At 60.9% G+C, this 12,725-nt stretch carries 10 protein-coding genes; 9 read left to right on the top strand and 1 reads right to left on the bottom strand.

Annotation, left to right across the window (positions count from 1 at the left end):
- Window positions 1-93: 93 nt before the first annotated feature.
- Window positions 94-1,095, bottom strand: coding sequence for a type I glyceraldehyde-3-phosphate dehydrogenase (gene gap / locus QMX91_RS22780; protein WP_095137054.1), 1,002 nt, complete (start codon window positions 1,093-1,095; stop codon window positions 94-96).
- A gap of 220 nt (window positions 1,096-1,315) precedes the next feature.
- On the opposite strand from gap, the gene edd reads away from it, so the two are divergent.
- From edd to ugpC, 9 genes are all read left to right on the top strand, one after another.
- Window positions 1,316-3,142 (top strand): phosphogluconate dehydratase, encoded by a 1,827-nt coding sequence (gene edd / locus QMX91_RS22775; RefSeq protein WP_047599558.1) that lies wholly within the window; start codon window positions 1,316-1,318, stop codon window positions 3,140-3,142.
- Entirely contained in the window at window positions 3,139-4,098 is a 960-nt protein-coding gene (locus QMX91_RS22770; RefSeq protein WP_135296412.1) for a glucokinase, read from the top strand. Before edd ends, QMX91_RS22770 begins: the two co-directional genes overlap by 4 nt.
- Window positions 4,099-4,312: 214 nt before the next feature.
- On the top strand, window positions 4,313-5,044 hold the full coding sequence (locus QMX91_RS22765; protein WP_007917879.1) for a response regulator transcription factor: 732 nt from the start codon (window positions 4,313-4,315) through the stop codon (window positions 5,042-5,044).
- Window positions 5,034-6,503: an ATP-binding protein gene (locus QMX91_RS22760; protein ID WP_134787168.1), complete on the top strand. Its 1,470-nt coding sequence runs from the start codon at window positions 5,034-5,036 to the stop codon at window positions 6,501-6,503. Before QMX91_RS22765 ends, QMX91_RS22760 begins: the two co-directional genes overlap by 11 nt.
- Before the next feature lie 295 nt (window positions 6,504-6,798).
- Window positions 6,799-8,058, top strand: a complete 1,260-nt coding sequence (locus QMX91_RS22755) for an AGE family epimerase/isomerase (RefSeq protein WP_098965245.1) — start codon at window positions 6,799-6,801, stop codon at window positions 8,056-8,058.
- 118 nt (window positions 8,059-8,176) lie between these two features.
- Entirely contained in the window at window positions 8,177-9,478 is a 1,302-nt protein-coding gene (locus QMX91_RS22750) for an ABC transporter substrate-binding protein (RefSeq protein ID WP_027612563.1), read from the top strand.
- A 247-nt stretch (window positions 9,479-9,725) separates the two neighbouring features.
- The gene (locus tag QMX91_RS22745; RefSeq protein WP_007917874.1) at window positions 9,726-10,634 is read left to right on the top strand and encodes a sugar ABC transporter permease; all 909 of its coding nucleotides are present in this window, start codon (window positions 9,726-9,728) and stop codon (window positions 10,632-10,634) included.
- On the top strand, window positions 10,627-11,472 hold the full coding sequence (locus QMX91_RS22740) for a carbohydrate ABC transporter permease (RefSeq protein WP_007969317.1): 846 nt from the start codon (window positions 10,627-10,629) through the stop codon (window positions 11,470-11,472). Before QMX91_RS22745 ends, QMX91_RS22740 begins: the two co-directional genes overlap by 8 nt.
- Before the next feature lie 2 nt (window positions 11,473-11,474).
- Complete coding sequence (gene ugpC / locus QMX91_RS22735) at window positions 11,475-12,635, top strand: sn-glycerol-3-phosphate ABC transporter ATP-binding protein UgpC (RefSeq protein ID WP_223007804.1); 1,161 nt, start codon at window positions 11,475-11,477, stop codon at window positions 12,633-12,635.
- The last annotated feature ends 90 nt before the right edge of the window (window positions 12,636-12,725 follow it).

Below are 12,725 nucleotides of genomic sequence, written 5' to 3'. Positions count from 1 at the left end.
GGCTTGCTCGCGAATGCGGTGAGTCAGTCGATACATCAATTGCCTGACACGACGCCTTCGCGAGCAAGCCCGCTCCCACATGGGAGGAGGGGATTATTCCGCGTTGCAGAGCGCCAGGCAGTTATCCAGCATGCGGTTGGAAAAGCCCCATTCGTTGTCGTACCAGGCCAGCACCTTCAGCAGTTTGCCGCTGGCTTTGGTGTGGTTGGCGTCGAAGATCGACGACAGCGGGTTGTGGTTGAAGTCGCTGGAAACCAGCGGCAACGTGTTGTAACCCAAAATTTTCGAATGCTGGCTGGCGGCTTTCATCAGCGCGTTGACCTCGTCGGCCGTGGCTTCCTTCTTCAACTGCACGGTCAGGTCCACCAGCGACACATTGATCACCGGCACGCGCACCGCCATGCCGGTCAGTTTGCCCGCCAGTTCCGGCAGCACCAGGCCTACCGCTTCAGCGGCGCCGGTCTTGCTCGGGATCATGTTCTGCGTGGCCGAACGCGCGCGGTACGGGTCGGTGTGGTAAACGTCGGTCAGGTTCTGGTCGTTGGTGTAGGCATGAATCGTGGTCATCAGGCCGCTTTCGATCCCCAGCTCGCGGTGCAGCACCTGCGCCACTGGCGCCAGGCAGTTGGTGGTGCACGAAGCGTTGGAGATGATCTGGTGCGACTGGCGCAGAATGTCGTGGTTCACACCATAAACCACCGTAGCGTCGGCGCCTTTGGCCGGGGCCGAGATGATGACTTTGCGCGCGCCGGCAGTAAGATGCGCAGCCGCTTTGGCGCGGTCGGTGAACAGACCGGTGCATTCGAACACCACATCAATCTTTTCCGCCGCCCATGGCAGCTCGGCCGGGTTGCGAATGGCGCTGACCGCAATGCGGTCGCCATTGACCGTCAGGCTCTCATTGTCATGGGCCACTTCGGCGTCGAATGTGCCGTGAACGGTGTCGTATTTGAGCAGATGGGCATTGATGGCGCTGTCGCCCAGATCGTTGATGGCGACGATCTGCAAATCCTGTCGATAGCCTTGGGTATACAGTGCGCGCAGGACATTACGGCCGATGCGGCCAAAACCATTGATTGCGATTCGAAGAGTCATTGAACAGCGCCGCCGTCGTTTTGTTGTTGGAATTACAAGATTATTCGCATAAAAATAGAAAACAAGCCTTTTTAGTGGCAATATTTTGTTTTATCTACAACGAGTGACCTGAATCAACTGGTCCGAATGGTCAAAAAAGCCGTCTGTCATTCCAACAACAACGGCGTTTGATCAGCATAGACAATCAGGTCGCCACATCCGTTAGCCTGGAGTTCTACACATGCATCCCCGCGTCCTTGAGGTCACCGAACGGCTTATCGCCCGCAGCCGCGCCACGCGTCAGGCTTACCTTGCACTGATTCGCGGTGCCGCTACCGACGGGCCGATGCGCGGCAAGCTGCAATGCGCCAACTTCGCCCACGGCGTGGCCGGGTGCGGCAGCGAAGACAAGCACAGCTTGCGGATGATGAACTCGGCGAACATCGCCATTGTTTCTTCGTATAACGACATGCTCTCGGCGCACCAGCCGTACGAAGTCTTTCCCCAGCAGATCAAAAACGCCTTGCGCGAAATCGGCTCGGTCGGCCAGTTCGCCGGCGGTACGCCGGCAATGTGCGACGGCGTGACCCAGGGCGAGCCGGGCATGGAGCTGAGCCTGCCGAGCCGCGAAGTGATCGCGATGTCCACGGCGGTGGCGCTGTCGCACAACATGTTCGACGGCGCGCTGATGCTCGGCATCTGCGACAAGATCGTTCCAGGCCTGATGATGGGCTCGCTGCGCTTCGGCCATCTGCCGACGATCTTCGTCCCGGGCGGGCCGATGGTTTCGGGAATTTCCAACAAGGAAAAAGCCGACGTTCGGCAGAAATACGCCGAAGGCAAGGCGACCCGCGAAGAGCTGCTGGAGTCGGAGATGAAGTCCTACCACAGCCCGGGCACCTGCACCTTCTATGGCACCGCCAACACCAACCAGTTGTTGATGGAAGTCATGGGCCTGCACTTGCCGGGCGCGTCTTTCGTCAACCCGAACACTCCGCTGCGTGATGCCCTGACCCGCGAAGCCGCGCATCAGGTCACACGCCTTACCAAGCAGAACGGCAACTTCATGCCGATCGGCGAAATCGTCGACGAGAAGGCGCTGGTCAACTCGATCGTCGCGCTGCACGCCACCGGCGGCTCGACCAACCACACCTTGCACATGCCGGCGATCGCCATGGCCGCGGGTATTCAATTGACCTGGCAGGACATGGCCGACCTCTCCGAAGTCGTGCCGACCCTGAGCCACGTCTACCCGAACGGCAAAGCCGACATCAACCACTTCCAGGCCGCTGGCGGTATGTCGTTCCTGATCCGTGAGCTGCTTGAAGCGGGCCTGCTGCACGAAGACGTCAACACCGTGCTCGGCCATGGCTTGAGCCGCTACACCAAAGAGCCGTTCCTCGATAACGGTGAGCTGGTGTGGCGCGAAGGCCCGATCGAAAGCCTCGACGAAAACATCCTGCGCCCGGTTGCCCGTGCATTCTCCGCCGAGGGTGGCTTGCGGGTGATGGAAGGCAACCTCGGTCGCGGGGTGATGAAGGTTTCCGCCGTGGCGCTGGAAAATCAGATTGTCGAAGCACCGGCAATGGTGTTCCAGGATCAGCAGGATCTGGCCGATGCGTTCAAGGCCGGTTTGCTGGAGAAAGATTTTGTCGCGGTGATGCGCTTCCAGGGCCCGCGCTCCAATGGCATGCCGGAACTGCACAAGATGACGCCGTTCCTCGGCGTGCTGCAGGATCGCGGCTTCAAAGTCGCGCTGGTCACCGACGGGCGCATGTCCGGCGCGTCGGGGAAAATCCCGGCGGCGATTCACGTCAGTCCTGAAGCTTATGTCGGTGGTGCTTTGGCGCGGGTGCAAGAGGGCGATATCATCCGCGTCGATGGCGTCAAAGGCACTTTGGAACTCAAGGTCGACGCCGCCGAATTTGCAGCGCGCGAACCTGCCAAAGGCCTGTTGGGCAACAACATCGGCAGCGGTCGCGAACTGTTTGGCTTCATGCGTTTGGCCTTCAGCTCGGCGGAGCAGGGCGCCAGCGCCTTCACTTCTGCCCTGGAGACGCTTAATTGAAACTGGCTTTGGTCGGTGATATCGGAGGCACCAACGCGCGGTTCGCGTTGTGGAAAAACCAGCAACTGCAATCGGTTCAGGTGCTGGCGACAGCCGACCACGCCAGCCCGGAACAGGCGATCAGCCTGTTCCTGAGCGGCCTCGGTCTGGCGCCGGGTTCGATCGGTTCGGTGTGCCTGTCGGTGGCGGGGCCGGTGAGTGGTGATGAATTCAAATTCACCAACAACCACTGGCGCCTGAGCCGCACGGCGTTCTGCCAGACCTTGCAGGTCGAGCAACTGCTGCTGATCAACGACTTCTCGGCGATGGCGCTGGGCATGACCCGTTTGCAGCCCGGTGAATTCCGCGTGGTCTGCGAAGGCACGCCGGAGCCGTTGCGCCCGGCGGTGGTGATCGGCCCGGGCACTGGCCTGGGCGTCGGCACCTTGCTCGATCTCGGCGAAGGGCGGTTTGCCGCCTTGCCGGGGGAGGGCGGTCACGTTGATCTGCCGCTGAGCAGCCCGCGTGAAACCCAGCTCTGGCAGCACATCCACAACGAGATTGGCCACGTCAGTGCGGAAACTGCGCTGAGCGGAGGTGGTTTGCCGCGAGTCTACCGCGCGATTTGCGCAGTGGACGGACATGAACCAAAGCTTGATACGCCGGAAGCGATTACCGCAGCCGGTCTGGCTGGCGATCCGATCGCGCTGGAAGTACTGGAGCAGTTCTGCTGCTGGCTCGGCCGCGTGGCCGGCAACAACGTGCTGACCACCGGTGGTCGTGGCGGCGTGTTCATTGTTGGCGGGGTGATTCCGCGCTTTGCCGATTTCTTCGTCGAAAGCGGCTTCGCCCGCAGCTTTGCCGACAAGGGCTGCATGAGCGATTACTTCAAGGGCATTCCGGTGTGGCTGGTGACGGCGCCGTATTCCGGGCTTGTCGGCGCTGGTGTGGCACTCGAACAAGCAATACCGGCCTGAAATGCGATCAAACTGTAGGAGTGAGCCTTTGTGGCGAGGGGATTTATCCCCGATGGCCTGCGAAGCAGGCCCTGCTTTTCCAGGGTCGCTGCGCAACCCATCGGGGATAAATCCCCTCACCACAGGTTTGTTCCCACAGTGGTTCTGTGGTGTTTGCAAGTTCGATGCTTAAGGCATAATCCGCCCCAATTCCAACAACAAGGATGCCTTCGAAGTGAGCTCAGTCAACAAGTCGATATTGTTGGTCGATGACGACCAGGAAATACGCGAGTTGCTGGAAACCTACCTGACCCGCGCCGGGTTTCAGGTGCGGGCCACCGCCGATGGCGCCAGTTTCCGCCAGGCACTCAACGAGGCGCCGAGCGATCTGGTGATCCTCGATGTGATGCTGCCCGATGAAGACGGTTTCAGCCTGTGCCGGTGGGTGCGCCAGCATCCGCGCCAGGCGCAGGTGCCGATCATCATGCTCACCGCCAGTTCCGACGAAGCCGACCGGGTAATCGGGCTGGAGCTCGGCGCTGACGACTACCTCGGCAAACCTTTCAGCCCCCGCGAACTGCAAGCCCGAATCAAGGCGCTGCTGCGTCGCGCGCAGTTCGGTCAGGAACGCAGCGGTAGCGACGTACTGGCCTTCGACGAGTGGCGGCTGGACATGGTCAGTCATCGACTGTTCCACACCGACGGCGAAGAGGTGATTCTCTCCGGTGCCGACTTTGCGCTGCTGAAGTTGTTTCTCGATCATCCGCAGGAAATTCTCGACCGCGACACCATCGGCAACGCCACCCGTGGCCGTGACCTGATGCCGCTCGACCGGATTGTCGACATGGCCGTCAGCCGCTTGCGCCAACGTCTGCGCGATACAGAAAAACCGCCACGACTGATCCGCACCGTGCGCGGCAGCGGCTACCAACTGGCAGCCAATGTGGTTGCCGGCAATGCTCACTGAGTCGCTGCGCCGGCTCGCCAGCAAGGTGCCGGTGCCGCGTTCGCTGCTTGGGCGGATGCTGCTGTTGACCCTGTTGGCGGTGCTGTTCGCGCAGACGTTGTCGAGCGTGATCTGGGTCTCGCAACTGCGCGCCACCCAGCTCGAAGGCCTGGTCACCAGCGCCCGCAGCCTTGCCCATTCGATGACCGCCAGCGTCAGTTATTTCCGCTCGCTGCCAGTGGCTTACCGGCCGCTGGTGCTCGACCAGTTGCGCAGCATGGGCGGCACCCGGTTCGTGGTGACGCTCAACGACAAACCGCTGGGTATGGACGTGCTGCCGATCACCCCGCGCAAGGCTGCGGTGATTCAGGCGGTGGACGAAGTGTTGCGCCAGTCGCTGGGCCACGATACCGATATCTCGGTGACCTTCGTCAGCCCCGAGGATCTGCGGATCTTCAATGCCGGGCTGAAACTCGATGAGCTGCCGCGCTCGTGGGCGCATTACGCACTGACGCTGGAACCGGTGAATCCGCCGGTGCTGGTCACGCAGATTCAAATGGCGCCGGGCGAATGGCTGTACATCGCCTCGTTGCTGCCCGAACCCTACACCAGTCTCGAAGAGCAAGGCCTGCCGGCACAGCAGGTGTGGTTCATCGTCCTCACCAGCGGCTTTTTGCTGCTGTTCATCGGCCTGCTGGTGCACTGGCAGAGCCGGCCGCTCAAGCGTCTGGCGCGGGCGGCGCGGGATCTGTCGCTGGGCGCCGATGTCGAGCCGGTGGCCGAGGGCGGCGGCAGTGAAGTGGTGGAAGTGGGCCGTGCGTTCAACACCATGCGCGAACGCATCAGCCGTTACCTGACCGAACGCAGCCAGTTGTTCAGCGCGATTTCCCATGACTTGCGTACGCCGATCACCCGTCTGCGCTTGCGCGTCGAACTGCTGGAAGACGAGAAACTGCAAGCCAAGTTCGGCCGCGATCTGGATGAACTGGAGTTGTTGGTCAAAGGCGCGCTGCAGTGCGTGAAAGACACCGACATCCACGAGAACATCGAACCGGTGGATCTCAATCATGTGCTCGATTGTCTGGTGGAGCCGTATCTGGCGCCCAACGGCAATGGCCGCGTGACCCAGCAAGGCAAGGCACTGGCGGCGTATCCGGGTAAGCCTTTGGCGTTGAAACGCTGCATCGGCAACCTGATCGACAATGCGCTGAAGTATGGGCAGAACGCGCATCTGCACATCGACGACGATGAGCGCGCGTTTGTCCTGCACGTCGACGACGAAGGCCCGGGCGTACCGGAGCAGCGGCTGGAGCAGGTGTTCGAGCCGCACTTTCGCTTGGCCGGCCAGCAGCAGGGTTATGGTCTCGGTTTGGGCATTGCGCGCAACATTGCTCACAGCCATGGCGGTGAGGTGACGTTGCAGAATTTGCGTGAGGGCGGGTTGCGCGTGACCCTGCAGTTGCCGCGTTCGGCGGATTAGATCAAAAGAGCCCCTCACCCTAGCCCTCTCCCGGAGGGAGAGGGGACTGACCGAGTTGTCTTGCGTCATACATCGACCTGAAACACCGTGTCGATTATGGATTCGCTGAAAAACTTTCAGGTCGGCGTAACTCTTCAATACCCCTCGGTCGGCCCCCTCTACCTCTGGGAGAGGGCTGGGGTGAGGGGTTGCTCTTTGTCACAGCCTGGTGACAAACCCCGCCCCCTTCGTTACAAGCCCACCCCGACCCGTTGTTTAGACTCCCCGCAGTCATAACAACAAAAAAGGGCCACTCATGGACACCTTTCACCCAGACTTCAGCAGTTGGCTGAATGCCCCTGCCCACCAGCAATGGCTCGCCGACGAAGGTCTGCGCCTGCTGGCATTCGCCAGAGCGGCAAAACTGCCCGAAGGTTTCGGCAACCTCGACGAACGCGGCCATCTGCCGGCGCATGCGCAAGCCGAAACCATGAACACCGCGCGCATGACCCACAGTTTCGCTATGGCTCACATTCAGGGGCTGCCGGGGTTTGCCGAACTGGTCGATCACGGCATCGCGGCCCTGCGCGGGCCGCTGCGGGATGCGCTGCACGGTGGCTGGTTTGCGGTCGCTGAACACCGCGATGGCAACACCGGCAAGAACGCCTATCTGCATGCCTTTGTCGCGCTCGCGGCCAGCTCGGCGGTGGTCGCGCAGCGTCCCGGCGCCCAGGCGTTGCTGGATGATGCGATCGACATCATCGACACGTATTTCTGGAGCGAAGAAGAGGGCGCCATGCGCGAATTCTTCAATCGCGACTGGCGCGAAGAAGAGGCCTATCGCGGCGCCAACAGCAACATGCACGCCACCGAAGCGTTCCTCGCGCTGGCCGATGTCACTGAAGATCCGCGCTGGCTGGTACGTGCGCAGCGCATCGTCGAGCGGGTGATCCACGGTCACGCCGCCGCCAACGGCTACATGGTCATCGAGCATTTCGACCGCGACTGGCAACCGCTGCGCGAGTACAACCACGACAATCCCGCTGACGGCTTCCGCCCTTACGGCACCACCCCGGGCCACGGTTTCGAGTGGGCGCGGCTGCTGCTGCACCTCGAAGCGGCGCGGGTTCAGGCCGGGATGCTTACGCCGGGCTGGCTGGCGACCGATGCGCAAAAACTCTTCGAACAGAACTGCCGAAACGGCTGGGACGTCGATGGCGCGCCGGGGATCGTTTACACCCTCGACTGGGACAACAAAGCCGTGGTGCGTCATCGCTTGCATTGGACCCATGCCGAAGCCAGCGCGGCTGCCAGCGCCTTGCTCAAACGCACCGGTGATGCGCAATACGAAACCTGGTACCGGCTGTTCTGGGAATTCTGCGAGATGTATTTCATCGATCGCTGCGACGGCAGCTGGCATCACGAACTCGATCCGCAAAACCGCCCGAGCGCCGATATCTGGCCGGGCAAACCCGATCTGTATCATGCCTGGCAGGCGGTATTGATCCCTCGTCTACCCTTGTCACCGAGTATGGCGACAGCTCTGGCGCAAATATCCCGGCCTGTTCCTGTGTAACCATGTGGTGACATTTGCGCGTCCCTTCGTTACCTGCGAAGGGAATCGCCCTGTTTAAACTCCTGTGCAGCGCAAGCACCAGACTTGCATGCATAACAACAAGAAAGGTACATCTCAGATGAATGCGATTTCTCGCCTCGCTACTGTCATTTCTGTCGCCTCCCTGTTCCCGCTCGCAATTCTGCCTCTCAGTGTTTCCGCTGCCGAATCCAAAGGTTCGGTCGAAGTCGTGCACTGGTGGACGTCCGGTGGCGAAAAAGCCGCTGTCGATGTGCTCAAGGCGCAAGTTGAAAAAGACGGTTTCACCTGGAAAGACGGCGCTGTCGCCGGCGGTGGCGGTGCCACGGCCATGACCGTGCTGAAAAGCCGCGCCGTTGCCGGTAACCCGCCGGGTGTCGCCCAGATCAAGGGCCCGGACATCCAGGAGTGGGCTTCCACCGGTCTGCTCGACACCGACGTCCTGAAGGACGTGGCCAAAGAAGAGAAGTGGGACAGCCTGCTCGACAAGAAAGTCTCCGATACCGTGAAGTACGACGGTGATTACGTGGCCGTACCGGTGAACATTCACCGGGTGAACTGGCTGTGGATCAACCCGGAAGTCTTCAAAAAGGCCGGCATCACCAAGAACCCGACCACCCTCGAAGAATTCTACGCCGCCGGCGACAAGCTCAAGGCTGCGGGCTTCATCCCGCTGGCCCACGGCGGTCAGCCTTGGCAGGACAGCACCGTGTTCGAAGCCGTGGTGCTCTCGGTCATGGGCGTTGATGGCTACAAAAAAGCCCTGGTCGATCTGGACAACAAAGCGCTGACCGGTCCGGAAATGGTCAAGGCGCTGACCGAGCTGAAGAAAGTCGCGACCTACATGGACCAGGACGGCAAGGGTCAGGACTGGAACCTGGAAGCGGCCAAGGTCATCAACGGCAAGGCCGGCATGCAGATCATGGGTGACTGGGCCAAGTCCGAATGGACCGCCGCCAAGAAAGTCGCCGGCAAGGACTACGAGTGCGTAGCGTTCCCTGGCACCGACAAGGCATTCACCTACAACATCGACTCCCTCGCGGTGTTCAAGCAGAAAGACAAAGGCACTGCGGCCGGTCAGCAGGACATCGCCAAAGTCGTGCTGGGTGAAAACTTCCAGAAAGTCTTCAGCATCAACAAAGGCTCGATCCCGGTACGTAACGACATGTTGAACAACATGGACAAACTCGGTTTCGACTCTTGCGCGCAGACCGCTGCCAAGGACTTCCTGGCAGACGCCAAGTCCGGTGGCCTGCAGCCGAGCATGGCGCACAACATGGCGACCACGCTGGCGGTGCAGGGCGCGTTCTTTGATGTCGTGACCAACTACATCAACGACCCGAAAGCCGACCCGGCCGATGCGGCCAAGAAACTGGGCGCGGCGGTTCAGTCGGCCAAATAACCCTCAGTAGCGTAGGCCCCTCTTTGTGGGAGCGGGCTTTGTGGTGAGGGGATTTAGCGAAACGTCGCACCGCCCCGATGGGTCGCGCAGCGGCCCCAGAAAGTTGCAGCGGTGGAGTACCAGAAAGACCGCGTGCAAAGGTTTTGCGACTGCTTCGCAGCCGATCGGGGATAAATCCCCTCGCCACAGAGCTCGCTCCCACAAGGGGAAAGCGTGTGAATTTTCTACCCTCGTACTGGATTTCCCCATGAGTTCTGTTGCTGTGTTCAGCAAAGCCTCGCCGTTCGATGCACTGCAGCGCTGGCTACCGAAACTGGTGCTGGCGCCGAGCATGTTCATCGTGCTGGTGGGCTTCTATGGCTACATCCTGTGGACGTTCGTGCTGTCGTTCACCACCTCGACGTTCCTGCCCAACTACAAGTGGGCCGGCCTGGCGCAATACGCGCGGCTGTTCGACAACGATCGCTGGTGGGTGGCGAGCAAGAACCTTGCAGTGTTCGGTGGCATGTTCATCGGCATCACCCTGGTGATCGGTGTGCTGCTGGCAGTGTTCCTCGACCAGCGCATCCGTCGCGAAGGCTTTATCCGCACCATTTACCTGTACCCGATGGCACTCTCGATGATCGTCACCGGTACCGCGTGGAAATGGCTGCTCAACCCGGGCATGGGCTTGGACAAATTATTGCGTGACTGGGGCTGGGAAGGCTTCCGTCTGGACTGGCTGATCGACCCGGATCGCGTGGTGTACTGCCTGGTGATCGCTGCTGTGTGGCAAGCCTCGGGCTTCATCATGGCAATGTTCCTTGCCGGCCTGCGTGGGGTCGATCAGTCGATCATTCGTGCCGCGCAGATCGATGGCGCGAGCATGCCGACCATCTACTGGAAAGTCGTGCTGCCAAGCCTGCGTCCGGTGTTCTTCAGTGCGGTGATGATTCTGGCGCACATCGCGATCAAGAGCTTCGACCTGGTCGCGGCGATGACGGCGGGTGGCCCGGGTTATTCCTCCGACCTGCCGGCGATGTTCATGTACTCCTTCACCTTCAGTCGCGGCCAGATGGGCATGGGCTCGGCCAGTGCGATTCTGATGCTCGGTGCGATTCTCGCGATCATCGTGCCTTACCTGTACTCCGAGCTGAGGACCAAGCGTAATGACTAGTCTCGCTGCCAAACCCGCTTTCAGCCTGAGTCGCGTCGCGATCTACGCGGTGCTGATCCTCGCGGTCCTGCTGTACCTGATTCCGCTGGTGGTGATGCTGCTGACCAGTTTCAAGACCCCGGAAGACATCAGCACCGGCAACCTGCTCAGTTGGCCGACCGTGGTCAGCGGCATCGGCTGGGTCAAGGCCTGGGCCACGGTGGACGGCTACTTCTGGAACTCGATCAAGATCACCGTGCCGGCCGTGGTCATCTCCACTGCCATCGGCGCGTTGAATGGCTACGTGCTGTCGTTCTGGCGCTTCCGCGGTTCGCAGCTGTTCTTCGGTCTGCTGTTGTTCGGCTGCTTCCTGCCGTTCCAGACCGTACTGCTGCCGGCCTCGTTCACCCTTGGCAAGATGGGCCTGGCGAGCACTACCACCGGCCTGGTCTTCGTTCACGTGGTCTATGGTCTGGCGTTTACCACGCTGTTTTTCCGTAACTACTACGTAAGCATTCCCGATGCGCTGATCAAGGCTGCACGGCTGGATGGCGCGGGTTTCTTCACGATTTTCCGGCAGATCATTCTGCCGATGTCGACCCCGATCATCATGGTTTGCCTGATCTGGCAGTTCACCCAGATCTGGAACGACTTCCTGTTCGGTGTGGTGTTCTCCAGCGGTGATTCGCAACCGATCACGGTGGCGCTGAACAACCTGGTCAACACCAGCACCGGCGCCAAGGAATACAACGTTGATATGGCAGCGGCGATGATCGCCGGCCTGCCGACCCTGCTGGTCTATGTGGTCGCAGGCAAGTATTTCGTGCGCGGGCTGACGGCCGGCGCAGTCAAGGGGTAATCATGGCAACGCTCGAACTTCGCAACGTCAACAAGACCTACGGTGCCGGCCTGCCGGACACCCTGAAGAACATCGAACTGTCGATCAAGGACGGTGAGTTCCTGATCCTGGTCGGCCCGTCGGGCTGCGGCAAATCGACCCTGATGAACTGCATCGCCGGCCTGGAGACCATCACCGGTGGCGCGATCATGATCGGCGACCAGGACGTCAGCGGCATGAGCCCGAAGGATCGTGACATCGCCATGGTGTTCCAGTCCTACGCGCTGTACCCGACCATGAGCGTGCGCGAGAACATCGAGTTCGGTCTGAAGATCCGCAAGATGAGCCAGTCGGCGATCGACGAAGAAGTCGCGCGCGTGGCCAAGCTGCTGCAGATCGAACACTTGCTCAACCGCAAGCCGGGTCAGCTCTCCGGTGGTCAGCAACAGCGTGTGGCGATGGGCCGTGCACTGGCGCGTCGGCCGAAGATCTATCTGTTCGACGAACCGCTGTCCAACCTCGACGCCAAGCTGCGCGTCGAGATGCGTACCGAAATGAAACTGATGCACCAGCGCCTGAAAACCACCACGGTCTACGTGACCCACGACCAGATCGAAGCGATGACCCTGGGCGACAAAGTGGCGGTGATGAAGGACGGGATCATTCAGCAGTTCGGCACGCCGAAAGAGATCTACAACGATCCGGCCAACCTGTTTGTCGCAAGCTTCATCGGTTCGCCGCCGATGAACTTCATTCCGCTGCGTCTGCAACGCAAGGACGGTCGTCTGCTGGCGCTGCTCGACAGCGGTCAGGCGCGTTGCGAGTTGCCGATGAGCATGCAGGATGCAGGGCTGGAAGATCGCGAAGTGATCCTCGGCCTGCGCCCGGAACAGATTGTTCTGGCGAACGGCGAGGGCAATGGTCTGCCGAGCATCAAGGCGGAAGTGCAGGTCACCGAGCCGACCGGTCCGGACACCCTGGTGTTCGTCAACCTGAATGAGACCAAGGTCTGCTGCCGCCTGGCGCCGGACGTGGCACCGCAGGTGGGCGAGACCCTGACCCTGCAATTCGATCCGTCGAAAGTGTTGTTGTTCGATGCCAGGACTGGCGAGCGTCTGGGGACTGCAGGGCAACCGAAGACCGAAGCGCACGGCGCCAACGTCGCCCAGTTCAAGGGGCGCTGAAGATCAAAAATGTGGGAGCGGGCTTGCTCGCGAAAACGGAGTGTCAGGCAGCACACATGGCGACTGACATGACGTCTTCGCGAGCAAGCC

The organism is Pseudomonas sp. PS01299 (assembly GCF_029960145.1).
GTDB lineage: Bacteria > Pseudomonadota > Gammaproteobacteria > Pseudomonadales > Pseudomonadaceae > Aquipseudomonas > Aquipseudomonas putida_A.
This window is presented reverse-complemented; position numbering and strand designations above follow the sequence as displayed.